The sequence below is a fragment of the Blastomonas sp. genome (assembly GCF_030373265.1).
Classification (GTDB): domain Bacteria; phylum Pseudomonadota; class Alphaproteobacteria; order Sphingomonadales; family Sphingomonadaceae; genus Blastomonas.
Genome location: NZ_JAUCZC010000014.1, coordinates 33,983 through 60,785, shown reverse-complemented (window position 1 = coordinate 60,785; position 26,803 = coordinate 33,983). Strand labels below are relative to the sequence as shown.

General features: G+C 63.5%; 21 protein-coding genes. 15 read left to right on the top strand and 6 right to left on the bottom strand.

The genetic code is table 11. The annotated features are described in order from the left end of the window. Positions 1–244: 244 nt before the first annotated feature. Positions 245–2,392 carry a TonB-dependent receptor gene (locus tag QUV11_RS10010; RefSeq protein WP_300882209.1) on the top strand — a complete coding sequence of 716 codons (2,148 nt, stop codon included), beginning with the start codon at positions 245–247 and terminating at the stop codon, positions 2,390–2,392. Between the two features lie 213 nt (positions 2,393–2,605). Here the strand turns inward: QUV11_RS10010 and QUV11_RS10005 are convergent, their stop codons facing one another. Then, complete coding sequence (locus QUV11_RS10005) at positions 2,606–4,087, bottom strand: DEAD/DEAH box helicase (RefSeq protein WP_300882207.1); 1,482 nt, start codon at positions 4,085–4,087, stop codon at positions 2,606–2,608. 133 nt (positions 4,088–4,220) lie between these two features. Continuing rightward, positions 4,221–4,751 (bottom strand): hypothetical protein, encoded by a 531-nt coding sequence (locus QUV11_RS10000; protein WP_300882205.1) that lies wholly within the window; start codon positions 4,749–4,751, stop codon positions 4,221–4,223. Between the two features lie 209 nt (positions 4,752–4,960). Here QUV11_RS10000 and QUV11_RS09995 point away from each other — a divergent pair, with 209 nt between their 5' ends. Together QUV11_RS09995 and QUV11_RS09990 are read left to right on the top strand one after the other, a co-directional pair. Then, on the top strand, positions 4,961–6,394 hold the full coding sequence (locus QUV11_RS09995) for an FAD-binding oxidoreductase (RefSeq protein WP_300882203.1): 1,434 nt from the start codon (positions 4,961–4,963) through the stop codon (positions 6,392–6,394). Between the two features lie 90 nt (positions 6,395–6,484). After that, positions 6,485–7,270, top strand: coding sequence for a SapC family protein (locus tag QUV11_RS09990; protein ID WP_300882201.1), 786 nt, complete (start codon positions 6,485–6,487; stop codon positions 7,268–7,270). 83 nt (positions 7,271–7,353) lie between these two features. Here the strand turns inward: QUV11_RS09990 and QUV11_RS09985 are convergent, their stop codons facing one another. After that, on the bottom strand, positions 7,354–9,039 hold the full coding sequence (locus tag QUV11_RS09985; RefSeq protein ID WP_300882300.1) for a class I adenylate-forming enzyme family protein: 1,686 nt from the start codon (positions 9,037–9,039) through the stop codon (positions 7,354–7,356). Between the two features lie 352 nt (positions 9,040–9,391). Between QUV11_RS09985 and QUV11_RS09980 the strand changes: the two genes are divergently transcribed. Together QUV11_RS09980 and QUV11_RS09975 are read left to right on the top strand one after the other, a co-directional pair. Further along, the gene (locus tag QUV11_RS09980; protein WP_300882198.1) at positions 9,392–10,129 is read left to right on the top strand and encodes a Crp/Fnr family transcriptional regulator; all 738 of its coding nucleotides are present in this window, start codon (positions 9,392–9,394) and stop codon (positions 10,127–10,129) included. A 52-nt stretch (positions 10,130–10,181) separates the two neighbouring features. Further along, complete coding sequence (locus tag QUV11_RS09975) at positions 10,182–11,285, top strand: sensor histidine kinase (protein ID WP_367279853.1); 1,104 nt, start codon at positions 10,182–10,184, stop codon at positions 11,283–11,285. A gap of 38 nt (positions 11,286–11,323) precedes the next feature. Here the strand turns inward: QUV11_RS09975 and QUV11_RS09970 are convergent, their stop codons facing one another. Then, positions 11,324–11,731, bottom strand: coding sequence for a response regulator (locus QUV11_RS09970; protein ID WP_300882196.1), 408 nt, complete (start codon positions 11,729–11,731; stop codon positions 11,324–11,326). A 285-nt stretch (positions 11,732–12,016) separates the two neighbouring features. Here QUV11_RS09970 and QUV11_RS09965 point away from each other — a divergent pair, with 285 nt between their 5' ends. The 4 genes from QUV11_RS09965 to QUV11_RS09950 all read left to right on the top strand — a co-directional run bounded on the left by QUV11_RS09965 (position 12,017) and on the right by QUV11_RS09950 (position 15,748). Further along, positions 12,017–13,834: a DUF885 family protein gene (locus QUV11_RS09965; RefSeq protein WP_300882194.1), complete on the top strand. Its 1,818-nt coding sequence runs from the start codon at positions 12,017–12,019 to the stop codon at positions 13,832–13,834. Between the two features lie 6 nt (positions 13,835–13,840). Continuing rightward, entirely contained in the window at positions 13,841–14,185 is a 345-nt protein-coding gene (locus QUV11_RS09960; RefSeq protein WP_367279855.1) for a DUF167 family protein, read from the top strand. A 115-nt stretch (positions 14,186–14,300) separates the two neighbouring features. Further along, positions 14,301–14,939: a lysophospholipid acyltransferase family protein gene (locus QUV11_RS09955; RefSeq protein WP_300882192.1), complete on the top strand. Its 639-nt coding sequence runs from the start codon at positions 14,301–14,303 to the stop codon at positions 14,937–14,939. Next, the gene (locus QUV11_RS09950; RefSeq protein ID WP_367279852.1) at positions 14,936–15,748 is read left to right on the top strand and encodes a DUF1295 domain-containing protein; all 813 of its coding nucleotides are present in this window, start codon (positions 14,936–14,938) and stop codon (positions 15,746–15,748) included. Before QUV11_RS09955 ends, QUV11_RS09950 begins: the two co-directional genes overlap by 4 nt. 3 nt (positions 15,749–15,751) lie before the next feature. On the opposite strand, the gene QUV11_RS09945 is transcribed toward QUV11_RS09950, so the two are convergent. Then, positions 15,752–16,909 (bottom strand): endonuclease/exonuclease/phosphatase family protein, encoded by a 1,158-nt coding sequence (locus QUV11_RS09945; RefSeq protein ID WP_300882190.1) that lies wholly within the window; start codon positions 16,907–16,909, stop codon positions 15,752–15,754. 73 nt (positions 16,910–16,982) lie between these two features. On the opposite strand from QUV11_RS09945, the gene QUV11_RS09940 reads away from it, so the two are divergent. The 4 genes from QUV11_RS09940 to QUV11_RS09925 all read left to right on the top strand — a co-directional run bounded on the left by QUV11_RS09940 (position 16,983) and on the right by QUV11_RS09925 (position 20,693). Beyond that, positions 16,983–17,888 carry a hypothetical protein gene (locus QUV11_RS09940; protein WP_300882189.1) on the top strand — a complete coding sequence of 302 codons (906 nt, stop codon included), beginning with the start codon at positions 16,983–16,985 and terminating at the stop codon, positions 17,886–17,888. Between the two features lie 106 nt (positions 17,889–17,994). Further along, a complete protein-coding gene (dmeF, locus tag QUV11_RS09935; RefSeq protein WP_300882187.1) occupies positions 17,995–18,975 on the top strand; it encodes a CDF family Co(II)/Ni(II) efflux transporter DmeF in 981 nt (326 codons plus the stop codon). Between the two features lie 48 nt (positions 18,976–19,023). Continuing rightward, positions 19,024–20,247 (top strand): tyrosine--tRNA ligase, encoded by a 1,224-nt coding sequence (gene tyrS, locus QUV11_RS09930; protein ID WP_300882185.1) that lies wholly within the window; start codon positions 19,024–19,026, stop codon positions 20,245–20,247. Positions 20,248–20,354: 107 nt separating this feature from the next. Further along, complete coding sequence (locus QUV11_RS09925) at positions 20,355–20,693, top strand: PilZ domain-containing protein (protein WP_300882183.1); 339 nt, start codon at positions 20,355–20,357, stop codon at positions 20,691–20,693. A 157-nt stretch (positions 20,694–20,850) separates the two neighbouring features. Here QUV11_RS09925 and recG read toward each other — a convergent pair whose 3' ends face one another. Next, positions 20,851–22,908, bottom strand: coding sequence for an ATP-dependent DNA helicase RecG (gene recG, locus QUV11_RS09920; RefSeq protein WP_300882181.1), 2,058 nt, complete (start codon positions 22,906–22,908; stop codon positions 20,851–20,853). 98 nt (positions 22,909–23,006) lie between these two features. Between recG and QUV11_RS09915 the strand changes: the two genes are divergently transcribed. Both QUV11_RS09915 and mfd read left to right on the top strand, forming a co-directional pair. Beyond that, positions 23,007–23,273 (top strand): succinate dehydrogenase assembly factor 2, encoded by a 267-nt coding sequence (locus tag QUV11_RS09915; protein WP_300882179.1) that lies wholly within the window; start codon positions 23,007–23,009, stop codon positions 23,271–23,273. A gap of 26 nt (positions 23,274–23,299) precedes the next feature. Then, positions 23,300–26,797: a transcription-repair coupling factor gene (gene mfd, locus QUV11_RS09910; RefSeq protein WP_300882177.1), complete on the top strand. Its 3,498-nt coding sequence runs from the start codon at positions 23,300–23,302 to the stop codon at positions 26,795–26,797. Positions 26,798–26,803 lie beyond the last annotated feature (6 nt).

Here is a 26,803-nt window from a genome sequence, read left to right as displayed (position 1 = left end):
TGGTGGCCGACAAGGGCCTGGCAGGCCATGGTTTGTGCCGGAAGCGGCCGCGCACGGCAACCCGCAGCGTCTTGTCGCAGGGCTGCATTATTCATATTGATATAACATTACACCGATGCTAGCGGACACCCGATCAGCCGCCTGGGTCGCGTCCGGGGTCTCTCTCTCCGCTTGTTCCCAAGGCCAATGGCATCTGGCGGCTGCAACCTGAAAAAAACACAGTCCACGGGAGCATCTCTAGATCATGCGCAGCACGCTTTTGCTCGTTTCCTCCTCGCTTAGCCTCGGCACCGCACTGCTGGCCCCCCTGCCCGCGCTGGCGCAGCAGGCCGATGCCACGGTGAATGCCGAAGACGATGGTGATGATTTCCATCGCAATCGCGGCATCGTCGTGACCGCACCCTTCGTGCGCGATCTCAGCATTCTGGCCGGAACATCCGAGCTGTCTGGTGACGAGCTGTCGCTCGAGGCCCGCTCGCAGATCGGGGACACGCTGACCAAGCTGCCCGGCGTTTCCGCCACCAGTTTCTCGCCCGGAGCATCGCGCCCCGTGCTGCGCGGTTTCCAGGGCGAGCGCATCCGCGTGCTCACCGACGGCATTGGCACGATCGACGTCTCCAACACCTCGCCCGACCACGGTGTCACGGTAGAACCGATCGTGCTTGATCGCATCGAAGTGCTGCGCGGCCCCGCCGTGCTGCTGTTCGGCGGACAGGCGGTTGGCGGCGCGGTGAACGCCATCGACAAGCGCATTCCGCGCGAGGTGCCCGAAGAGCCGTTCCATCTCGATGCGCTCGCAACTTACGGCACCGCGGCGGACGAACGGAGCATCGGCGCCAGCCTCGATGTACCGCTGACTTCCAAGCTCGTGCTGCATCTCGACGGCAGCTATCGCAAGTCCAATGACCTGCGGGTCGGCGGCTTCGTTCTCTCCCCCGGCCTGCGTGCCGAGCAGCTCGAAGAAGCGGCGGAGGAGCGCGAGGAAGGCAATATCGGAGAGGCTGAAGAGGCCGAAGAACTTGCCGGCCTGCGCGGCCGCATCCCCAACACCGGCACCGAAACCTACAGCTTCGCAGGCGGCCTGGCCTATATCGGCGAAGGCGGCAGCTTCGGGGTCTCGGGCAGCTATTACAACAGCCTGTATGGCGTTCCAGAACGTCCCGGCGCTGGCCATCACCACGGTGAGGAAGGCGAGGAAGAGGAAGCCGGCGGCGAAGAGGAAGAAGGTCCCGTCACCATCGGCCTCGACCAGATCAAGGTCGATTTCCGCGGCGAAGTCTTCCTTCCCGGATTTTTCGAATCGCTCCGCCTGCGCGCGGCCTACGCCGATTTCAGCCAGACCGAGTTCGAAGGTGACGAAGTCGGCACCGTTTTCAGCAACCAGGGCATCGAATCGCGGCTCGAGCTGGTGCAGCGCGAACGCGGCGGCTGGCGCGGCGCGAGCGGCGTGCAATACGTCCACCGCGATTTCAGCGCAGTCGGCGCCGAAGCTTTTCTCCCGCCCAACGTCACCGACCAGATCGGCATCTTCACGCTGCAGGAAGTGCGCAGCGGCAACTTCGAAATCGAAGGCGCGGCGCGCTATGACAAGGTCAATGTGAAGTCGCAGGTGCTGGGCGTCGAGCGGGACTTCAACTCGTACTCGTTCGCACTGGGCATGGCGTATATCGCCGACGACCGGTTGCGGATGGGGGTCAACCTCAACCGCGCCCAGCGCGCGCCTGCAGCCGAAGAGCTGTTTTCCAACGGCGCGCACATCGCGACCCAGGCGTTCGAGATCGGCAACCCCAATTTCACCACCGAAAAGAGCTGGGGCGGTGAAGCCTATATCCGCTGGTCGACCCCGGACGTGAGCCTCGCGCTCACCGGCTTCTACAACGACTTCGACGATTTCATCATCGACGTTCCGACCGGTCTCGAAGAAGACGACCTTCCGGTGTTCCAGTACATCCAGAACGATGCCAAATATTACGGATTCGAAGCCGAAGCCTCGGTGATCTTCGCCCGGGCTGGCGGCTTCCGCTTCAGTGCGGACGGTGTCGCCGATTATGTTCGTGCCTCACTCGACGGCTTGGGTCCCGTCCCGCGCATCCCACCGCTGCGCTTGCTAGGCGGGCTTGAGGCACGGAGCGATGTGGTCAGTCTGCGCGCCGAAGTCGAGTGGTTCGACGATCAGGCCCGCAATGCCAATTTCGAGACCGAGACCGAAGGCTTCACTCTGGTCAACGCCAGCGCGTCGTGGAAGCCCTTTGGCTCCGCCCGCGGAGTGACGCTGATCGCGTCGGCCAACAACATCTTCGATGTCGTGGGTCGTCGCGCCGCCAGCTTCACCAAGGACTTCGCCCCGCTTGCCGGACGCGACTTCCGCATCGCGGCGAAGTTCAGCTTCTAAAGCTTCGATACCCACACCCCGTTCTCCGACGAAAGCCGGAGAACGGGGGCGTTGGGCTGTTCAAAAAAGTTCAGTTTCGCCATTCTCGCGAACGTGGGAATCCCGCTGTCCTTGGCACGGTCGGCGTAGAAGCGGGACCCCCGCCTTCGCGGGGGTGACGAGTATGGACCAAAATAATTGAGTTCCGAAACCGCGGAAACCTCCGCAGCAGGCTCAGCTCTCGCCAAAGCCCACCGAGAGGAAGTCCGGCATCGGGCCGTTCCAGCCGTCATCGGGACCATCGTCGCGCTCATGCGAGCGGCGCGGTTTCGCGGCGCCCGGGCGGCGATCGGCCGAACGCGGGCGTTCTTCCTTCGGCTTTGCAGCGCGGGGACGTTCATCACGAGCCTTGTCTTCGCGCGTCTTCTCGCGAGCCGGCTTTTCGGTGATGACCTCTTCTTCGTGCGCTGGCTCTTCGCGCGGCGCACGCTCTTCGCGCGGAGCACGCGCTTTGGCTTCGCCGCTGCGGGTTCTGCGGCGGGGTGCACGCTCTTCGGGTTCACGTGCCTTGGCAGGTTTGGCGTCTACGCTCTTGCCGCCCGGATCCGCTACGGTGATTTCGGGAATGGTGGTCCCGATCAGCTTTTCGATGTTGGCGAGCGCTTCGGCGTCTTCCTCGGTGATGAAGGTATACGCCTTGCCGGTCGCCCCTGCCCTGCCCGTGCGGCCGATGCGGTGGACATAATCGTCCGGATGCCACGGCGCGTCATAGTTGAACACATGGCTCACGCCCTTGATGTCCAGCCCGCGCGCAGCGACGTCGGATGCGACCAGGATGTTGATCGTGCCGTCCTTGAACTTGTCGAGCTCGGCGATGCGGTCGCGCTGTTCCATGTCGCCATGGATCTCGCCCGAATCGAAGCCGCCTTGGCGCAGCGCCTTGTTGAGGTCGCGCACCGTGGTCTTGCGGTTGCAGAAGATGATCGCGGTGTGGACGCCGGCATCGAGCATCGCAAACAGCGTATCGCGCTTGCGGCGTGACTGGACGCGGACCTTGCCCTGCTCGATCGAGGCATTGGCGCTCGCGGGGCGGGCGACCTCGATGTACTTGGGGCTGGTCAGGAACCGGTCCGACAGTTTCTTGATCGGCGGCGGCATCGTTGCGGAGAACAGCAGCGTCTGACGCGTGGCGGGAAGCCGGGTGCAGATCGTCTCGATGTCGGGGATGAAACCCATATCGAGCATCCGGTCGGCCTCGTCGATGACGAGCAAGCCGCAGCCGGTCAGCAGGATGTTGCCGCGATCGTACAGATCCATCAGGCGGCCCGGGGTCGCGATCAGCACGTCGACGCCCTTTTCGAGCGCCTTGATCTGGTCGCCCATCGAGACGCCGCCGATCAGCAACGCCATCGAAAGCTTGTGATATTTGCCGTATTTGTCAAAGTTTTCCGCGACCTGCGCGGCGAGCTCGCGGGTCGGCTCGAGGATCAGCGAGCGCGGCATCCGCGCGCGGCTGCGGCCTTCGCCCAACACATCGATCATCGGCAGAACGAAGGCAGCAGTCTTGCCGGTGCCGGTCTGGGCGATGCCGATGATATCCTTGCCCATCAGCACCGATGGAATGGCCTGCGCCTGGATCGCGGTCGGGGTCGTGTAGCCGGAATCAGTGACCGCCTGGATCAATTCTTCGGAAAGGCCGAGATCGGCAAATATCATAGAGTATCCAGATTAAGGCAGCAGCGCAGACACAGTTCGTCACGCTATCGATGCAGGGCCATTGGCCACGCGGGTGCTGTGGGCAAACATCGGCCAAAAGTCAACCATTGTGCGTTGACGTGAAGACGCGCGCTCAATCCTCCGGAACAAGCTGGCGCAGCCGTTCGACCTCGCATTTGCTGCCCGAGCGCGCCTGCAGCAGGTCGCGGTCCACGCACAACCGCCCGTCGCCGCTGCGTTCCATATAGAAACCCTGATAGAATTCGCGCGCACTGCAGGTCCGCTCAAGCTGCGCTTCGATCATCCGCTGATCGCGCATGAACAGCACCAGCATGTCGTTGTTGACGACGCGCACACCGGTGACATCGCGCATCGCGAGGCACTTGCCGATCTTGCGCCGTTCAAAGCGCGGAGGTTCCGGTGGCGGAGCCTGGCGCGGCGCGGGCAACGGGAGCAGCGAGGATCGCGAGAGCGACTGCCGCGGCACACGAATGATCAACCGCTGCTCGATCCGCACCTGCGCGACGGCTTGCGGCACGGCATCGGTAGCGGCAGTCACGTGTTGCAGGCCGACAACGTCCGGCGGGGTCGCGGAGACGCGATCATCCATCGCGGGCAGCGACCCCAGCATCACAAGTGCTAACAGGACGTCGACATATGTCATGGCCGCGCGCGGCTATCCTCCAGACCCTTTGGACTGCCCGTGCAGCCACCCCGGGTCCGGGTTAAGCCCTGCGATTGAACGGTGCATTAACATTGCCGATCGCGGCCCGGCGGGCAGACGTTTGCCCCGACGTGTGGCATCTGTGCAACGGTTCTGGTGTCAGGTCATGGCCGTTGTCCGGTCAGGCAAGCAGGTGTAACAGTCCGGCCATGACCAATCCGGAATTTTCGCCCTTCGTTGCCGCCCTTCGCGCGATCGTCGGGGACAAAGGGGTAACCACCAATCCTGACGACCTTGCGCCCTGGTTGAGCGACTGGCGCGGACGTTACCATGGCGCTGCGGTGGCTATGGTAGCGCCAGCGAGCGCACTGGAACTGAGCGAGGTTATCAATCTGGCGGCGCGGACCAGAACGGCTGTCGTGCCCCAAGGGGGCAACAGCGGCATGGTCGGTGGCGCTACGCCCGATGCCCAAGGCGCGGCCCTGTTGCTCAGCACGCGCAGAATGAACGCGATCCGCTCGATCGACCCGCAAGCGCGCACCGTGATCGCAGAGGCTGGCGTCGTGCTGCAAACGCTGCACGAAGCGGTTGCCGCGAAAGGCCTGCGCTTTCCGCTGACGCTGGGCGGCAAGGGATCGGCGACGGTCGGCGGGCTGGTCTCGACCAACGCCGGCGGCACCCAGGTGCTGCGGCACGGTACGATGCGCGCGCTGGTTGAAGGGATCGAGGCTGTCCTGCCCGACGGTGCACTGTTCGAGGGGCTGGTGACGCTGAAAAAGGACAATCGCGGCTACGACCTCAAGCACCTCCTGATCGGCGCCGAAGGCACCTTGGGGATTGTCACGGCAGCGACGCTCAAACTGGTGCCCGCGCTGATAGACCGGGCGGTGGTGTGGGCAGGCGTGCGGTCGCCGCTCGCCGCTCGCGAGCTGCTGCTGATGCTGGAAGACCGCGCAGGCCGCGAGATGGAAGGCTTCGAAATCGTGCCGCAACGCTGCCTCAATAACGTGCTTCGCCATATTCCGGGAACCCGCGCGCCTCTCGCATCGGCCTATCCCTGGCACGTGTTGATCGAATTCGCCCGGGACCGTCCGGATGCGCCTGCCCCTGAAACCTTTGCCGAGACCTTGCTCGAGGAGGCATTTGCGCGCGGACTGGTGCTGGATGCAGCGATTTCGGCCAGCGAATCGCAGGCGGAAGCGTTCTGGAAGCTGCGGGATTCCATTTCCGAGGCCGAACGAGCCGAAGGTCCGGCGATGCAACACGACATCAGCGTGCCGGTCGCCGCGATGGCGCAGTTCATCGTCGACGCGGGCGTGGCAGTGGAAGCGCGGTTCCCCGGAACCGAAGTGGCCGCATTCGGCCATATGGGGGATGGCAATGTGCATTTCCATGTCGCAGCCCCGGCGGGATCCGACCCCAGGCAATGGCCGCACGATCCCGGCAAGGAAATCAGTGCCTTCGTCCATGATCTGGTGGTAGCGGCAGGCGGATCGATCTCGGCCGAGCATGGCATCGGCCAGATGAAGCGCGACGAGCTCGAACGGCTGGGCGACCCTGCACGGCTCGGAGCCATGAAGGCGATCAAGCGCGCGCTCGACCCGCACGGCATCATGAATCCCGGCAAGTTGATCGTTGCGTGATTGCGGTCCCTCTTGCGCCGGGCTTTCGGGCAACTTAAGGCGCGTTTTCCCGACAATAATCCCAGCAACAGTTTCAGCGGAGAATAGTTCATGGCCAGTGCGCCGCAAGCCAACCGTCTGCCGGTCCTTTTCAACGATCTGGTGCCGCTCAATTCCAATGACCACGCCAAGTTTCGTTCGCGGGCGATCGAAGGCGCGCACTTCCTCAAGAACCAGCACGCCATTCCGCTGACCGTGGAAGAATTTCCTGCGGCTCAGCGTCACTATCCGATCATCTTCTCGGCCGGCGCCGACCCGGTGCCGCTGGCGCTGATGGGCATGAACGAGGGCGTTAACGTCTTCCTCGACGACGATGGCAAGTATCGTCAGCCCGCTTATGTTCCGGCCTATGTCCGCCGCTACCCGTTCATGCTCGCGCGGCTGCGTCCCGATGCGGATGAACTTTCGCTTTGCTTCGATCCGACCTGCGAAGCTTTGGGCGAGTTCGAGGAAGGCGATGCGCTGTTCGATGGCGACCAGCCCTCCGAGAACACCAAGAACATCCTGAAATTCTGCGAGGATTTCGAGCGCGCCGTTCAGGGCACCGCGTTCTTCATGGAAGAGCTCAAGAAGCACGACCTGCTGATGGATGGTGAGCTCAAGATCGAGCATCAGTTGCTGGCACAGCCCTTCGTCTATCAGGGCTTCCAGATGGTGAACGAGGAAAAGCTGCGCGAAATGCGCGGCGATGAACTGCGCAAGCTCAGCCAGAACGGCGCTCTGCCGCTCATCCACGCGCACCTCTTCTCGCTGCAGGTCATGCGCGAGCTGTTCGCGCAGCAGGCTGCCGACGGCAAGGTTCCGAACCTTCCTGCCGAGGCCACCACGACGAAGTGATTATTCCGGCCGGGCCGCTGCACGATCCGGCAACGCCGGCACGCGCAGTGGCCTCCTGGCTAGGGCCCGGCCATGGAGCCAGGTCAGCCAAACAGCACGGCAAGATCCTTCTTCAGGATCTTGCCGTTTGCGTTGCGCGGCAGCGTGTCCTCGCAAAACACGATCCGCACGGGAACCTTGAACGCGGCCAGCCGCTCGCGGACCCAGGATTGCAATTCCGCTTCGGTCGCGCTGGAACCGGGCGCCAGATGCACCACGGCTGCAGGCTCTTCGCCCAGCGTGCGATGCGGCAGGCCGATCAGCGCGGCGTCCGTGACGGCCGGATGATCGTACAACACATTTTCCACTTCGGATGAGTAGATGTTCTCGCCGCCACGGATGATCATGTCCTTGGCGCGGTCGACGATGTAGCAGAACCCCTCCTCATCGAGACGCGCCAGATCGCCCGTGCGCACCCACCCATCGACGAAGGTTGCGGCGGTTTCGGCGGGCTTGTTCCAATAGCCTTTGACGATCTGCGGCCCCCGAGCCCAAAGCTCGCCGACCTCGCCCGGAGGTAGTTCGGTCTGACCGTCGGCGTCCATGATCTTCAGGTCGCTCACCGGCACCGCGGGCCCGCAGCTGTCGGGCCGGTTGAGATAATCTTCGGCGCTATGGCTGGTGACGGTCGCCATGGTCTCGGTCATCCCCCAGCCGTTGCCCGGCAGCGCGCCGAATACTTCGCGGATTTTGCGCACCAACTCGGGCGCGGACGGTGCGCCACCATAAGAAATCGACTTCAGCGAGCTCAAATCATATTTCTCACGGTCGGGGTGCTCGATCAATTGCCAGGCAATCGTCGGCACGCCGCCGGTCGCGGTCACGCGTTCGCGCTCGATGATCTGCAGCGCCTTTTGGGTATCCCATTTGTGCATGAACACCATTGTCGATCCGCCGAACATGATCCCCGTCATCCCTGCGCTGCAGGCGGTGACATGAAACAGCGGAATCACCGTCAGCATCACCGCAGCCTCGGGTGCAGGCGGTGTCTCGCCCCGCCTGAGCACAGCGCGAACACCGGCATACGCGGTGGTGAGGATGTTGGTGGTCATATTGCGGTGGCTGCCAAGCGCGCCCTTGGGGTTGCCGGTGGTCCCGCTGGTATAAAAAATGGTGGCGGCATCATCGGGTGCGATGCCAACATCGGGGAGTGCCACTGGCTCGAGCGCACCATAGCCACCCGGCAACCCGATCACGTCCTCCAGCCGCGTGGCGTGCGGCGGAATGTCCCCCGCGCTGCGGCTCACCAGGATGCTTTCGAGCGTAGCCAGATCGGAAAGGTGCGGTGCGAGGCGATCGACCCGCTCGGCATCGGCGATCAGCAGCTTCGCGCCGGAATCCGCGATGCCATAAGCCAGCTCGCCGCCGGTCCACCACGCGTTGAGCGGAACCGCAATCGCACCCAGGCTGACGATAGCGAAAAACGCCACGGGCCATTCGGGAAGATTGCGCATCGCGAGCGCCACGCGATCACCCTTGCCGATCCCGGCTGTCTGCAACGCCTGAGCCAAGATCGCTGTCGCGCGAAACCAGCCTTCGTAACTGACCCGCTCGTCCTCATAGACAATGAAGGTCTTGTCGCCATGTGTCCGGGCCGCGTGCGCCAAGGCTGCCAGGCTGGGCGGTGCATTCTTCCAGCAACGGGTAGGGATACCGCCCACGTCGACCGTTTCAATCTCGAAGGGCTGACCGGGAGCGCAGAGCGCCGCCTCGATCTGTTCGAGTGACATCACAGGCCAACCAACAGGTGGGGCCCAGGCGTCGAAGGCATGGGCCTCAGGCGCGACCGAGGCTTCCGTTATCGTCATGTCCAAGCGATCCTCTCACAGCATTTTTGTGTGTTGCAGCAACACTATGCAATTGGGTGCGCGACGCAACGAATGAATTGCAGGATCGCTTTGCGGCATTGCGCGTTGGTTCTCTTAGCTGGTGAAAAGAGTTTATAACATAGGTTAATTTGTTGAAATTTCTGGATAATTAATCTCAAACACCTATCATGGCGATGCCGGGCATGTGTTTGGAAATGCATCTGGAGACGCTGCGGGGTGTTGCCACAGTGTCTGTACCGCAGGAGACCAATCTTTGACCGACAGCTGTTTCGTCGTCCGTTTGAACCGCTATCTCGATCTCACGAAGTCCGAACGGGAGGCGATCGCGGAGCTTGAACGCGAGCCTAAAAGTTATCCTGCTGGCACCACGCTTTGGACGGAGGGTGAGGACGTCTCCGAGCTGCTGATCGTGCATCAGGGCTGGGCTCTGTCGGAAACACGAGTAACCGAGGGCAAGCGGCAGATCCTGCGCTTCCATTTTTCCGGCGATCTGATCGGCGCCTCCGGTATCGCCTTTCGCGACGCCCCCGCAAGCATCGTTGCGGCCACCGATATGATCGTTTGCCGGTTTCCCCGCTCGGCGCTGGGCGAGACATTTCTGACCCATCCGCGCCTTGCGGCCTTGTTCTTTTCGATCAGCCAGATGGAAGGCATAGACCTTTCCGATCGCCTTCGGGCGATGGGCCGCAGCGAGGGCAAGGCGAGGCTCGCCAATTTGTTTCTCTCGATCGCCGCTCGGATGCGCGCGATCACCGGCGAACATAATCCGGTCGTGCGAATCCCGCTCACCCAGAGCGATCTGGGCGATGCGGTGGGTTTGACTCAGGTCCATGTGAACCGGCTGATCCGTCAGATGACCGAGGAAAAGCTGATCACGCGCAACCGCAGTACGGTCACTTTGCTGGACGAGCAGGGGTTGGTCGATCTGGCGCGGTTCGTCGACCGGTTCAGTTCGCTCGATTCCACCTGGTTCCCGCCTGCCAAAACGTAATGGGCTTACCCCCCGTGTTCTCCGGCGGCTAGCTCCGCTAGAAAGTGTCTCCATGTCTAATCTAGATTTTCTGGCGCGCGCATTCGGTATCAGCGGCGGGTCCGCTGCCCTCGGCAATGGTTCCGAGGGATCGCTGCTGGCCGCCCGTGATGCCTTATTGCGGATGAACACCGCGTTCCGGATTCTCACCGATGCGATGCCGCAAATGGTCTGGTCGACGCTGCCCGACGGGTTTCACGATTATTACAACGCCCGGTGGTATGAATTTACCGGTGTTCCGGCTGGATCGACTGACGGAGAGGGATGGAACGACGTCTTTCATCCCAACGACCAGCCGCACGCCTGGGACGTGTGGCGCCGTTCGCTCGAAACCGGCGAGCCTTATGAGATTACCTATCGCCTGCGCCACCACAGCGGCGAATACCGCTGGACACTGGGACGCGCGCTCCCGCTGCGCAACGAGAAGGGCGACATCGTCCGCTGGATCGGAACCTGCACCGACATCCACGACTCCAAGATGATCGCCGAAGAGAACGAGGTTCTCAGCCGCGAACTCAGCCATCGGATCAAAAACATCTTTGCGGTGATCAACGGCTTGATCGGAATGTCCGCGCGTCAGAACCCGGAGCTGAAACCGCTCGCTGCAGAGCTTCAGGACCGGATTGCCGCACTGGGCCGCGCGCACGAGTTTGCCAGACCGCATAGCGAGCTGTCGCGGCCAGTATCCATAGCAGCGACATTGCAGGGCCTGCTCACCGAGATCCTGGTGGCCTACCCCGCCTTGGGGGAAGGCCGACTGGTGCTCACGGGCGATGACCCCGCCATTGATGACCGCAGTGCCACCCCGATCGCCTTGGTGTTCCACGAGCTGGCGACAAACTCAGCAAAATACGGCGCGCTGTCGTCCGAGCATGGCAGGGTCGACATCAGCATCGCGCAGAATGATGACGTTGTGCAGGTGAGCTGGACCGAACGGGATGGGCCTGAAATTGCCGGAGAGCCTGCGGAAACCGGCTTCGGCACTCGGCTTGTCCAGCTCGCGATTTCGCAGCAGCTGGCCGGTGGCATTGAAAGGCACTGGTTGAGCGAAGGCCTGCGCGTCGATATGCAGATGTCGGCGGGTCGGTTACGCCGCGTCGATGGTGCGCCTGTCTGACCTCGACGCGGCAGCTATCGCAGCACCGAGCCTGACATTCAGGATGCCAGCAGCATCAATCCCGGCGGCGGGGTCGGGGTCTGGCCACCGCTGCGGGCAGCGACCGCGAAGTCGACTGCTTCTACGACCTGACGGCTGTCGACTGGCTTGATCATGACGCCCAGGGCACCAGGAATGGGAATGTCGATCTGACGCGGGTTGGCGGTCACGAAGATGACGGTGCAGCCGATCTCCTGGCCGAGCCAGGACCCGATGGCCGGTCCGGTTGCCCCATCGCAAAGATTGATATCGACCAGCGCGACGTCAGGAAGAAGCTGAGCCAGGCGCATCGCAGATGACCAGTCATCGCCGACGCCCACCACTTCATGCCCCGCATCTTCCAGCCCGACCTGCATGTCGAGCGCGACGAGAAATTCGTCTTCAATGATGAGGATACGGGCGGTCATAACAATGGTTCTTCAAGGTTCCTGTCACTGTCCCCTATGGACGGTGCTTGCAATATCAAACCCGTGGTGCGCCATAAAGTTTCATCGATTAGTTGATGCATGTTAATCGAAACGCTCGATTCATCCCGTTTGCATCACCGGATTTCTGCAAACGCACCCCAGATATCGACCAGTGCATTAACGGCCAGATTGCTGTGCGATTAACCACGTGATAGCGCACACCATCTGCAGCCTGCCCGATGTTTCAGGCGTGCTCCTCCATGTGACCTGAAAGGTTCCACACCAATGCCGTCGTTCCGCCAGACAATTCTGCTTCTCGCCAGTGCTGCGCTCGCGCCGATGGCGCTTTCCCCCGCGCTGAGCCAGCCTTCGGTTCAGGCTGCACCCCAGTCGGAAGATGCTCGGCTGACCGCCCTGTTCGCGGCGGACGACGAAGCCCAGCTCAAGCGCAATCCCATCGGCGGTCTTTTTCGCGGCGATCTGCGCTATGCCGATCAGCTCGGCGATTATGTTTCGGACGCGTATTACGATGGTGAACGCAAGGCTGCCGAAGCCAATCTGGCCGCACTGGCAAACATCGATCGCGCAAAGCTGACGCCGACCAACCAGATTGCGTATGACATTTTTACGCGCAACCAGAAGGACACACTCAAGGGCCTGTCGCCCGAGTATCTCCCCCTGACCGCCGTTCGGCCGCTCAACCATTTTTTCGGCTTCCACACCTTCTACCCCAATTTCGCTTCGGGAACCGGGACCGCGCCCTTCAAGACGGTGGTGGACTATGAGAACAACCTCAAGCGCCACAAGGAATTCGTCCTCCTGCTCGACCGGTCGATCGGCCGTTTCAAGGAGGGACAGGCTTCGGGTGTATTCGAGACGAAACTGACCATCCGCAACGTGATCGAGCAGCTGGAAACCCAGCTCAAGCAGGCGCCGGAAGACTCGCCCTATTACGGTCCGATCAAGACGTTTCCGGCGGACTTCAGTGAGGCCGACAAGGCGCGATTCACGGCGGAATATCGCAGGGTCATTACCGAAGAGATCTTCCCGGCCTATCAGCGGCTGCGCGATTATCTGGCCGATGACTATCTGGCAGATGCGCGTGAAGGCGTCGGACTGAAGTACATGAAGGGCGGCGAAAAACTGTACGCCTATATGATCGAGCAGACCACCACCCTGCCGCTGACCGCCAACGAAGTGCACGATCTGGGACTGAGCGAAGTCAAGCGCATCCTCACCGAGATGGAATCGATCAAGGCCGAGGTTGCCTTCAACGGCACGCTTGGCGAATTCTTCGATCACATTCGCACCGACCCGAAGTTCAAGCCGGAAAGCCGCGAGGGCCTGACCCAGAGCTATTACGACATCGGCAAAAAGGTCGATGCGCAGATTGCGACCCAGTTCAAGGTGCTGCCGATCACTCCGCTCGAGATCCGGCCCTATGAAGAATTCCGCGAGAAGTTCGAGGCGGGCGGCAGCTATCAGTCGGGCAACCCCGATGGATCGCGTCCCGGCATCTTCTATTTCAACGCCTATGACCTGCCCAGCCGCACTACCCCGGGAATCACCACGCTGTATCTGCACGAGGGTGCACCAGGGCACCATTTCCAGATCAGCCTGGCGCAGGAAAACGAGGCATTGCCCGCATTTATGCGGTTCGGCGGCAACACCGCCTATGTCGAGGGCTGGGCGTTGTATTCGGAAAAACTGGGCTATCCGATGGGACTCTATACCGATCCCTATCAGCGCTTCGGTCATCTGGATGACGAAATGCTCCGCGCGATGCGGCTGGTGGTCGATACCGGAATCCACTCCAAGGGCTGGACCCGTGAGCAGGCGATCAAATATATGCTCGACAACTCATCGATGGGTGAGACCGACGCCACCGCCGAGGTCGAACGTTATATCGCCATTCCCAGCCAGGCGCTCGCCTACAAGATCGGCGCGCTGACGATCCAGCGGCTCAAGGCCAAGGCTGAGACCGAACTCGGCAGCAAATTCGACCCGCGCGAATTTCACGACCAGGTGCTCAACACCGGGGCGCTGCCGATGAGCGTGCTCGAGGACAAGATCAACCGCTGGATCATCGCGACCAAGGGATGAACCGCGCTGGCTGATCACGCTTTTGGACCCGCAACCCCTGCCCCGCCCTGGCGCGATGCGCCGGGCGGGGTTGTCATCGCCGTCCGGGCGACCCCACGGGCTGCCCGAAGTCGGATCGCTGGAGCCGGGCAGGATGCCGATGGCCGTGCGGTGCTGCTTGTCCGTATCGCAGCACCGCCCGCCGAAGGCGCGGCCAACGCAGCCCTTATCGATCTGCTGGCGGCCGCGCTCGCGGTGCGCAAGCGTGACGTCGCCGTTCAATCGGGCGAAACCGCCCGCAACAAGCAGGTGCATGTGGCAGGCGACGCACGCGCCCTCGGTGAGCGTCTGAGCGCGCTGTTGACCGGCTGAATTCCCGCACGCAGCTTAGCGCTTCGACACCCATCGATATCATTTGCCTGTGGGCTGCATCTTATGCACTCTGCCTCCCGTATCTGGCAGAGAGGCCGGGACAGGGGGGCGGTACATGGATATCGAGTTGCACACCGGGGCGTGGCCGCCTCGCACGAACGACCGTCCGCCATCCTTGCTGTCCCGGCTGGTCCGCCGACTGCTTCTTCTGCTCTATCGCAGCCATGGTTGGCGTGCCGAAGGCGTGGTCCCCGAGCCGCGCCGCTTCGTCATCATCGCGGCGCCGCATACCAGCAATTGGGATTTCCTGTACTTTCTGGGCCTCACCACCGATCTGGGGGTGAAGGCGCACTTCATGGCCAAGACGTCGCTGTTTCGCTGGCCATTGGGGCGCTTCATGCGCGACATGGGCGGCGTCCCGGTCGAGCGCAGCTTCAATCGTGGCCAGGTGCAGCAGATGGTCGAGGAGTTCGCCCTGCGCGACGAATTCGTCCTCACCATCGCACCCGAAGGCACCCGCGGCAGCGTCCGCCAGTGGCGCACAGGCTTTTATCAGATCGCGCTGGCTGCGCACGTGCCGCTGGTGTGCGGCCTGATGGACTATGGCCGCAAGGTTGGCGGTCTTGGTCCAGCGATCATGCCGACCGGCGATTACGCCGAAGATATGAAACAAATCATGGAATTCTACAAAAGCGTGACCCCGCGCCATCCCGATCGCGCAGGGATCGACATTATCAAGGATAGCCATCTGTGACATTGCCGGTGACCGAGGCGCTTGCGCTGCTGCTGCACAATCTGGTGCTGATCGTCGGCGTGATGATCGTGCTGTGGGGCGTGGCTGTCGCGATCAGGGATGTCTCCTTCATCGACGCCGTCTGGCCACTGGGGATGGTTCTGCTGGCAGCGGTAACCTTCTGGCTGACCAACGCCGCCTCGCCTGCGTCCCTGCTGCTCCTTGCGCTCACCATGGCCTGGGGCCTGCGCCTCGGTATTCACCTGTTCATCCGCTGGCGCCGCAATGGTGTGGACCCGCGCTATGCCAGGGTCATCGCATCGGCGCAGGACAACAAGGGCTGGAGCTTTGCCAAGACGGCCCTGCTGCAGGTCTTCCTGCTCCAGGGCCCGTTGCTGTTCATGGTATGCCTGCCTGCTCAACTCGGCATATGGCGCGGCGGCGACGCAAACGCGCTGGCGATTTTGGGATCGATCGTCGCACTGGTCGGCATTGCTTTCGAAACGATCGGCGACTGGCAGCTCGAACGATTTCGCGCCGATACCGCCAACCACGGCAAGGTGCTGAACACCGGACTGTGGCGGTACACCCGCCACCCGAATTATTTCGGCGATGCCTGCACCTGGTGGGGCATCTGGCTGATCGCGCTCTCCACTGGCTGGGACATCGGCGTTGCAAGCCTGATTGGCCCTGTGTTCCTCAATTTCACCCTCGTCAAATGGAGCGGCGCAGCCATGCTGGAGCGCGGCCTCAAAAAGACGCGCCCCGATTATGCGGACTATATCGCGCGCACCTCGTCCTTCTTTCCGCTGCCACCCAGGCAAGGCTGATGGTCAGATGCTGCAGACCGGGACAGGAGGCGTGGAATTGCCAAGAGCGGATGGCCAACGCATTTCGTAGGTGACCAGCAGCCCGTCGTGATCGGACAAACGCTCGCCTCTCAGCCCGTCGAACATGGCAGCGATTTCAACCGGAACCATGGCGATGGCACGGCCATGGTCATACGCTTGCAGATCCTGGGTATCGAGCCACGGCTCGTCGCCGTCGAACGACAGTTTCGCGGCGCAGACGTCAGGCTGGCTGATACAGAATTCATGGACGATCCGATACGGCTGGGCGTTTGCAAATGCCTCAAAGCGGCTGATGTCGCCGCGCATGTTGAAATCGCCTCCCAGGATCAGTGGCGAGGACGGCTCGCGCACCTCATCCAGCAAAAGGGCGTTTTCGTCGATCTGATAGCCATGCGCCTCGCGGGCGCGCCCCAAGGAAACTCGGGCCGCGCGCTGGGAGTTGAGATGCGTTGTCAACAGCACGAGGGGCTGCGGCATGCCGCCGACATGAACCTCGGCGACAAGCGCGCCCTTGTTGGCCAGACAGTCAAATCCCGCGCAGGCCCGGCGCGAAAACGGCTCCGCCGCCAGCACCGTCAGCGGCAGATCGGAAGCGATGTACAGCCCGCTGTTGAGCAGCCGACCGAAGCGCTCGCCCTTTTTGCGTTTCCGCGCCTTCTTGAACGAGGTGTCGATGTCGGCCGCGGCGATGCTGCGCCGCGTGCGTCGTCCCGGTCCCGAAACGATATTGGCATAGCCAGCCTGGACAAGGATATGGCGCGCAGCCGGGGTAAACGCCTCTTGCAGCATCACGACATCCGGCCCCGTGCCTTTCGCCCGCATCGTCTGTAGCGTCTCGCCGATTCGACGAAGCGATGGCTCCCGGTTCTTGCGCGCCGGCCATGGCAGCCCTTCGACGTTGTAGATCAGCACGCTCAGCCGCACCGCCTTTTCGTCCTGAGGCATCGGCCTCACGGTGGGCAAAGCCGTAGGGGCAACGCAGTCGGCGTGACGATCCAGCATACGGCTGCTGGTGCACCCGGTTGTTGCCAAGACGATTGCGGCGAGCCCGGCCCGCCCGCAGATCGCTGCAATATCCGTTCTTTTGAAAGGCTTTGCCATCTGCCGGTGATAGAAAAGCTGTCTCACCGAAGCAACCATTCAGCCCTAACCCATCGTTAAGCGTTGCCGGCTATGGTCAGCGGCAACAATAGTGGCAGGCGGCGCAATTCCCATGACCAAACCTCTTGATGATGTGACTGCGATGATCGCCCAGACGCGCGCTCTGGGACCGGACGAAACGCTGGCCCTGCGCCGCGCCGTGTGGCCCGATGGCAAGATCAGCGCGCACGAGGCGGATATCCTGTTCGAGCTCAACCAGAGCTGCAGCGCCCCCAGCGCGGAATGGGTGGACTTCTTCGTCGAAGCGATCACCGCTTATGTGGTCGAGCAGGCAGAACCGCGTGGATATGTCAGCGACGACAACGCCGCATGGCTGATGCGCGCCGTCGACCACGACGGCAGGGTCGATACGCTGGCCGAACTGGAGCTGCTGATCAAGGTGATCGAGCGCGCCGAAAACGTTCCCGACAGCCTGAAAGCCTATGCCCTGCAGCAGATCCGCGATGCGGTGCTGCTTGGCGAGGGCCCGACCCGGAGCGGCGCTGGCCTCCAGCCTGGCACCATCGGCACATCCGAAGTGCGGTTGCTGCGCCGCGTGCTCTATGCAGCCGGCGGCGATGCGCCCGCCCACATCAGCCGCGCCGAGGCGGAATTGCTGTTCGAGATCAAGGATGCGACACTGGCCGGTGCGAATGCCCCCGAGTGGCAGACCCTGTTCGTCCAGGCTATCAGCCTGCATCTGATGACCAACCAGCGCTTCCGTGCGCTCACCCGCCAGGACGCGCAGAGGCTGCACGCTTTCATGGCCGACACCTCGTCGGGTATCGGCAGCTTCTTCGGGCGCATGGCAGGGTCGCTGCGCGACAAGGCCGCCGTGCCCGCAACCATCGATCCTGAACCAGCCCCCGAGGAAGGTCTGACGGCCACCGAGCAGGCATGGCTGCAAGCGATGGTCAGCAGCGACGGCGGGCTCGACCCGCTCGAGCGCGCGCTGCTCAAGGCGCTGGCAGAAGGCTGAGCGCCGCGCCGCCCTCAAGGGGGATTGCGCTGGCGGTCCCGCAATGACAGAATCGGGTCTTGCGATCGGAGAACACCCCGACGCCCCCCTGTCATCCGGAACGCCCATGCACCACGATGCCGCGCTCGAAAAGCTGACCCATGACCACCGCTTCGCCGCCGATGGCGAGGCGCAGAGCGAACGTCGCACCCTGTGGGTGGTCGCGCTGACCGCGGTGACCATGGTCGCCGAGATCGTCGGCGGCCTTTGGACGGGATCGATGGCGCTGCTCGCCGATGGCTGGCACATGGGAAGCCATGTCGCAGCCTTGGGGTTGGCCGCCTTTGCGTACCGCTTTGCTCGCACCCATGCGCACGACCGCAGGTTCTCGATGGGCACCGGCAAGGTGGGGTCGCTGACCGGTTTCAGCAGCGCGCTGCTGCTGGGCGTGATCGCTTTGCTCATGATCTGGGAGTCAATCGGCCGCCTCGCCGATCCGGTCGCGATCGATTATTCGACGGCGATCATCGTCACGCTGATCGGGCTTGCGGTGAACATCGCCAGCGCGGTCATGCTGAGCGGTCATGGGCACGGGCACGACCAGCATCATGCGCACGACCATGCGCACAATCAACACCAGCACCACGGCCATCACCACCACGATCACAATCTGCGCGCCGCGTATGTGCATGTGCTCACCGATGCGCTGACCTCGCTGCTCGCGCTGGTCGCGCTGCTCGGCGGCCTCTGGCTCGGGCTGAACTGGCTCGATCCATTGATGGGCATCGTCGGCGCAGCGGTCATCCTGTGGTGGGCGCGCGGGTTGCTGCGCGAGTGCGCCCGCGTCCTGCTCGACATGGAGGCGGACCCGGCAACCGCCAGAACCATCCGCCAGCGGATCGAGAGCGATGCCGACAACCGCGTGGTCGATCTGCACCTCTGGCAGGTCGGCACCGGGCATCTGGCGCTGATCGTGTCGCTCGCCACGCACCATCCGCGGCCGCCGGAACATTATCGCCGGCTGCTGGGCGGCATCGGCAACCTGTCGCACTGCACGTTCGAGATCATCCCATGCGACGATCGGCGCTGCGAACCGTCGCTCACGTGACAAGCGATCTTCCCGCACGCCGCCATCAATGCTAAGCGCGCGGCCATCATGAGCCAGTACACCTCCGATCTCTTGGCGCTGCTCGATGCGCGCGGCTATATCCATCAGCTGACCGATGCTGCAGCGCTCGATGCGCTTGCGGCCAAGCAGATCGTGCCGGGCTATATCGGGTTCGATCCCACCGCGCCGTCGCTGCATGTCGGTTCGCTGGTGCAGATCATGCTGCTGCGCCGCCTGCAGCAGAGCGGCCACAAGCCGATCGTCGTGATGGGTGGCGGCACCGGCAAGATCGGCGATCCCAGCTTCAAGGACGAGGCGCGGCGCCTGCTGACCCCCGAGACGATTGCGTCCAACGTTGCCTCGATCAAGCGCGTGTTCGAACGGTTTCTCAGCTTCGGCGACGGTCCGACCGACGCGATCATGGTCGACAATGCCGAGTGGCTCGACAGGCTCGAATACGTGCCCTTCCTGCGCGATATCGGCCAGCATTTCTCGATCAACCGGATGCTCAGCTTCGACTCGGTCAAGCTGCGGCTCGACCGCGAACAGTCGCTGAGCTTTCTCGAGTTCAACTACATGATCCTCCAGGCCTATGACTTCCTCGAGCTGTCGCGCCGCGTCGGCTGCCGCCTGCAGATGGGCGGATCGGACCAGTGGGGCAACATCGTCAACGGGATCGAGCTGGCGCGCCGGGTCGATGGCACCGAGGTCTATGGCGTCACGACGCCTTTGATCACGCTCGCCGATGGCGGCAAGATGGGCAAGACCGAGAAAGGCGCGGTCTGGCTCAACGAGGACAGCCTGCCCGCCTATGATTACTGGCAGTTCTGGCGCAACACGCAGGATGCCGATGTCGGGCGCTTCATGCGGCTGTTCACCGATCTTCCGCTCGACGAGATCGCACGGCTCGAAAAGCTCGAGGGCGCCGAGATCAACGACGCAAAAAAAATCCTCGCCGACGCCGCTACAACGCTGTGCCGGGGCGAAGAGGCGGCGCGCTCAGCCGCCGAAACCGCGCGCGCGACCTTCGAGCAGGGCCATGCCGGCGGTGATCTGCCTAGCGTCAAAGTGCCGGCGGGCGGCATGTCGATCGTTCAGGCCAACACCGCCTTGGGCTTCACCGCGTCCAACAAGGAAGCCAAGCGCAAGATCGAGGAAGGCGCGGTGCGCGTCAACGGCGAGAAGGTGCAGGCGTTCGATCATATGGTGAAGCCGGGCGACACGGTGAGCCTGGGCCAGAAAAAACACGGGCTGGTGCTCGCGGAGGATTGAGCGTAATAATCCGAAGCGCGTATACGTCCCGTCAGAATTTACACTTTGTTCGCACTTTTGACCGATGGTGCGCGTCAGTCAATTGTGTCGCAAACGGGTGGTCCATGATGTCCAGAGGAGCAAAACTCGCAGTGGTAGAAAAGCGGCAGGCCGCACGCCATGCGGTGAATCATGCGACCATTGCCGAGCATCGCCATCTGGGCGATATCAAGACGCATATCGTCAATATTTCGGCCAACGGTTTCATGACAGAGGGCGAGATGCCACTCGCCAAAGGCGAACGCATCACCGTGCGCCTGCCGGTGATTGGTCGCATCGAAGCGCACCTGATCTGGTCGCTCGGCGGCCGAAGCGGCTTTCAGCTTGAGCGCGTCATCCGGCTCAACGAGTTCAACGAGATGATCGACGTTCTGGGCGCCAGCACCGGGCCCAACGGGCGGCATTGAGGTTTTAGCCTTGATCCTCACCCTTTAGGGGAGGTGGTTCGCCGCAGGCGAGACGGAGGGGAAGCGTGGTTGTGCTTTCCTTCGAGGGACTCACCCTGACGCTTCCCCTCCACCACTTCGTGGTCCCCCTCCCCGTGCCGGGGAGGATTTTCGGCATCTACCCACCCCTCAGCAGCTTCGCGCCATAATCCCGCTCGAACAGATACAGCGCCACCCGCGCGGCCTGGCCGCGTTCGCTGTCGAGACCGCCATCGCGGTCCATCAGCAGCCGCGCATCGTCGGTTGCGGTCGGGATCAGCCGCTGGACCTGTTCGGGCGTCGCGATCCGGAACGCGCCGTCGCCCGACTGCCGCGTGCCGAGCAACTCGCCGCCCCCGCGCAGCCGCAGATCTTCCTCGGCGATATGGAACCCGTCCTGGCTCGACCGCATCAGCGCCAGTCGCGCGCGCGCGGTCTCGCTGAGCGCTGACCCGCGCAGCAGCACGCACACCGATTTCTGGTCGCCGCGTCCCACCCGTCCGCGCAGCTGGTGCAACTGGGCGAGGCCAAACCGCTCGGCCGCCTCGATGATCATCAGCGTCGCGTTGGGAACATCGACCCCAACCTCGATCACCGTCGTCGCCACCAACAGCGAAGTCCTGCCGCTGGCAAAGTCCGCCATCATCGCGTCCTTGCGTTCGGCGGGCATCTGGCCGTGAACCAGCGAGACCTTGCCGGGAAAGCGTTCGCTCAATTGCGCTGCGCGGGTCTCGGCGGCGGCAAGGTCGCTGGTCTCGCTGTCCATCACCAGCGGACACACCCAGTACGCCTGCCCTCCGCGTTCGATATGCCGTCCTAGGCCATCGACGATCTCGGAAAGCCGTTCGTCGGCGATCACCCGCGTCTCGATCGGCTGGCGCCCCGGCGGCAGTTCGTCGAGCCGCGACACATCCATCTCGCCATAATGGCTGAGCGTCAGCGTGCGCGGGATCGGGGTTGCGGTCATCGCCAGCAGATGCGGGGTCGCCCTGCCCTTTTCCTGCAGCATCAGCCGCTGCGACACGCCGAATTTGTGCTGCTCGTCGATCACCGCGAGCGCGAGGTTGCGATACTGCACCGCATCCTGGAACAAAGCATGCGTGCCGATGATGATCTGGATCGATCCATCGGCCAGCCCCATCATCGTCGCCTCGCGCGCGCGGCCCTTGTCGCGTCCGGTCAACACCGCGATGGCAACCGGCAGTCCCGAAAGCATCCGCGAGATGGTCTCGAAATGCTGCCGCGCCAAAATCTCGGTCGGTGCGAGCAAGGCCGCCTGCCCGCCGCACTCGACCGCGTTGAGCATCGCCATCACCGCGACCAGCGTCTTGCCCGCGCCGACATCGCCCTGCAACAGCCGCAGCATCGGCACCGCTTGCGCCATGTCGCCTGTGATCTCGCCGATCGTGCGCACTTGCGCACCGGTCAGCGCGAACGGCAGCCGCAACGCATCACGCAGATGGCCATCGCCCTGCAGAGCGATTCCCTTGCGCTTGCGGTTGCTCTGCCGGATCAGCGCAAAGGCGAGCTGGTTGGCGAAAATCTCGTCATAGGCCAGCCGCTCGCGGGGCAGCTCGTCCATCCCCTGATGCGCGCTCGCCAACGCGTCGTGCCAGTCGGGCCAGCCCTCGCGCGCCTTCAGTGTCGGCTCAATCCACTCGGGCAAGGGCGGCATCAGCGCCAGCGCCTGCGCGGCGAGCGCTGCGACACGTTTCTGCCCCAGCCCCTCGGCGAGCGGATAGACCGGCTCGGCCTCACCGATCTGGTCGGCTTCCTCGGGCGCAACCACGTGATCGGGGTGGACGATCTGCCACGCCTCGCCCCAGATCTCGAGCTTGCCCGCCGCGAGCTTGGTTTCGCCCAGCGGCCAGAGCTTGCGCGCCCAGCCCGGATTGCCGCCGAAATAGACCAGGCTGATGTGATTGCCGATCTTGTCCTCGGCGATCACCCGGGTCGGCCCGCGCCCGGGGCTGCTGCGATAGCCCGTGGCGGTGAGCGCAATGATGATCTGCTCGCCGGTGGCAGCATCGTCTGCGGTCTCGACGGAACGCCTGCGGATGAAGCCGGTGGGCAGATGATAGGCCATGTCCTTGACCCGCGATATTCCCAGCCGCGCGAACGGCTTTTGCAGGCTCACGCCGACGCCCTTGAGGGTCTCGATCTCAGCGAATGCGGGGTTGAGTATATCGGGGCGCATGGCTATCGCAAAAAACGCGGAACCAAATCGTTCCGCTGGCTGAAGTCCTGCCGTCTTAGGCAGGCGCGGCCCGCCCCGCAAGCAAAGGAACTTCTCGCATGGACCGCGAAACCCGATTGCGCCGCCTGGCCTTCCGCGCCTGGCACCGGGGCACCCGCGAGGCCGATTTCATGATCGGCGGATTCTTCGACCGCTACGGCAACGGCTGGTCCGATGACGAACTGACCTGGTTCGAGGCGCTGATCGAGGAACAGGACGTAGATATCATGGCTTGGGCGATCGGAACCCTGCCGGTCCCCGCGGCATACGAAGGGCCGCAAATGGACGCGATGCGCCAGCTCGACTTCATCGACATTCCCCGCTGATCCCGGACGACGGACACCCACCTTTTATGGATAGCATCAGCAGGATTTTGCAGGCCACGGGCCCGTTGACGCTCGCTGGCGTGGCGACCGGCGCGCTGCCGCTGCTGCTCGCGGATCTGGCGCGCGCTGCGGCGGGTCGCAAGTCCGGCGGGCGCGTGATCTATATCGCGCCCGACGATGCGCTGATGCACGCGGTGGCGGAGACCGCGCCGTTTTATGCGCCAGACATCGAGGCGATCGAGTTTCCCGCCTGGGACTGTTTGCCCTATGACCGTGCCTCGCCCTCGCTGGCGATCACCGCGCGACGGCTGAAGGCTCTGTGGACGCTGCAGCAGCCCGCCGGCGGGCCGCAGTTGCTGGTCACCACCGCCAATGCGGTCACCCAGCGCACGCTCACCCCGTTCCGCATCCGGCAGGTGGGCGCCGAGCTCAAGCCCGGCATGGTGGTGGAGCGCGAGGCGCTGATCGCCAAGCTGATCCGCCAGGGCTATGCGCGGACAGATACCGTTGCGGACTCCGGGGAATTCGCAGTGCGCGGCAACCTCATCGATATATTCCCCGCCGGGATGGACAGTGGCCTCAGGCTCGACTTCTTCGGCGACGAGCTGGATTCGATGCGCGCCTTCGATCCCGGCACCCAGCGCTCGACCGACCGGGTCAGCCGCCACATTTTGCTTCCGGCCTCCGAAGTGCTGCTCGATGCCGACAGCATAAAACGCTTCCGCAGCGCCTACCGCGAAGCTTTCGGCGCAGGTGCGACCGGCGACCCGCTGTATCAGGCGATCAGCGACGGCAGGCGGCTGGCGGGGATGGAACACTGGCTGCCGATGATCGAGGAGCGGCTGACCACGCTGTTCGATCATCTCGACGACGCCGATCTTATCCTGCGCGATGCGGGCGCGGATGCCGCCGCCGACCAGCGGTTCGAGAGCATCACCGATTACCATGCCAACCGGACGCGCGGCAACGAGGACAAGACGGGCAGCTATCGCCCGCTCAAGCCCTCGGCGCTGTATCTGGTGCCGAAGGAATGGCGCGCACTGACAGCCGAGGCGCCAGTGCATCTGGTCAGCAGCCATGACGAGCCCGAATCGGCAAATGTGCTGGGCCTGGGCTATCGCGCCGCGCGCGATTTCGGTGCCGAGCGCGCGCGCGGCGACAACGTCTATACCGCCGCCGTCACCCATATCGAATCGCTGCGCGCAGCGGCCAAGGGCGCGGTCATCGCGAGCTACTCGGAAGGCTCGCGCAGCCGTCTGCTCGGCCTGCTCAAGGACCACGGCCTCGCGCGGATGGCGCTGGCTGGGAGCTGGCAGGAGGCGCTGGGCCAGGCGGCGACCGGAATGGCGGCGATGGTCGTGCTGCCGCAGGATCATGGCTTTGCTACCGACCGCTACGAGCTGCTCTCCGAACAGGACCTGCTGGGCGACCGGCTGGTGCGGCGGCGCAAGAAGCGCAAGTCCGCCGACGCTTTCCTCGCCGAGCTGCAATCGCTGTCGCAGGGCGATCTGGTCGTGCATATCGACCACGGCATCGGGCGCTATGAAGGGCTGGTCTCGATCCCCGTCGGCAAAAGCCCGCACGATTGCGTGTGGCTTACCTATGCGGGCGGCGACAAGCTGTTCGTGCCCGTCGAGAACATCGATGTCCTCACCCGCTACGGCTCGGAAAGCGACGGCGTGCCGCTCGACCGGCTGGGCGGCGAGGCGTGGCAGCGCAGGCGCGCCAAGCTCAAGGAGCGCATCCAGGCGATCGCCGGCGAGTTGATGAAGACAGCCGCCGAGCGCGCGCTGCGCGTTGCCGATGTCGCCGAGATCGATCCGGGCACCTATGCCAGCTTCGTCGACCGTTTCCCGTACGAGGAAACCGAGGACCAGGAACGCGTGATCGCCGAAGTGCTCGAGGATCTGGCGTCGGGCAAACCGATGGACCGGCTGGTGTGCGGCGATGTCGGCTTCGGCAAGACCGAGGTCGCGATGCGCGCGGCCTTTGCAGCGGCGATGGCCGGGATGCAGGTCGCGATCATCGCGCCGACCACTCTGCTCGCGCGCCAGCATTACACCAACTTCGTCGAGCGCTTTCAGAACTTCCCGCTGATCATCGGCCGCCTTTCACGGCTGGTGACCGCGGGCGAAGCCAAGGCGACGCGCGAAGGGCTGGCCGCCGGCACCACCGACATCGTCATCGGCACCCACGCGCTGCTCGCGAAATCGGTCGAGTTCAAGCGGTTGGGGCTGGTGATCATCGATGAAGAACAGCGTTTCGGCGTGGTCCACAAGGAACGGCTCAAGTCGCTCAAGGCCAACGTCCATGTGCTGACGCTGACCGCCACCCCGATCCCGCGCACGCTGCAGATGGCGATGAGCGGGCTACGCGAACTCTCGGTGATCCAGACCCCGCCGGTCGACCGGCTCGCGGTGCGGACATATGTGATGCCCTGGGACCCGGTGGTGATCCGCGAGGCGCTGCTGCGCGAACATTATCGCGGCGGCCAGTCCTATTTCGTCGCGCCGCGAATCAGCGACCTCGACAAACTGGGCGAGTTCATCCGCGAACAGGTCCCCGAAATCCGGCACATCATGGCGCACGGCCAGATGGCACCCTCCGAAGTCGAGGAGCGGATGAGCGCGTTCTACGACCGCAAGTATGACGTGCTGCTGTCGACCACCATCGTCGAATCCGGGCTCGATATCCCGAGCGCCAACACGCTGATCATCCACCGTGCAGACACCTTCGGGCTGGCGCAGCTCTATCAGCTGCGCGGCCGCGTCGGTCGGTCGAAGACGCGGGCCTACGCCTATCTGACGACACCGGAAAACCGCGTGCTCACCGAGACAGCCGAAAAGCGGCTCAAGGTGCTGGGCGATCTCGACACCCTTGGCGCGGGTTTCCAGCTCGCCAGCCATGACCTCGATATCCGCGGCGCGGGCAATCTGGTCGGCGACGAGCAGTCGGGCCATATCCGCGAGGTCGGGTTCGAGCTGTATCAGTCGATGCTCGAAGAGGCGATCCTCGAGGCCAAGGCGGGCGGCTTCGCACTCGATCTGCCGCGTCAGAAATTCTCGCCGCAGATCACCGTCGACGCGCCTATCCTCATCCCAGAGGACTATGTGCCCGATCTGGCCGTGCGCATGGCGCTGTACCGGCGGATGAACGACCTCAGCAGCGGACCCGAGATCGAGGCGTTCGCCGCCGAGATGATCGACCGCTTCGGACCTCTGCCCGAGCCGACCACCAATCTGATCAAGCTGATCGAGATCAAGCAGAACTGCATCACCGCCTGCGTCTCCAAGATCGACGTCGGCGCGCGCGGCGCGCTGGTCAGCTTCCACAACGACAGCTTCCCCGATGTGCCCGGCCTGCTCGCTTATGTCGAACGCCTGAAGGGCATCGCCAAATTGCGGCCCGACCAGAAACTGATGATCCAGCGCGTGTGGAGCGACCCTGCGTCCCGGATCAACGGGTTGATCCAGCTTTCCAAGGGTTTGGCGGGGATATTGAAGAAGAAGACGAAGGCGGGGTAGGTTCGA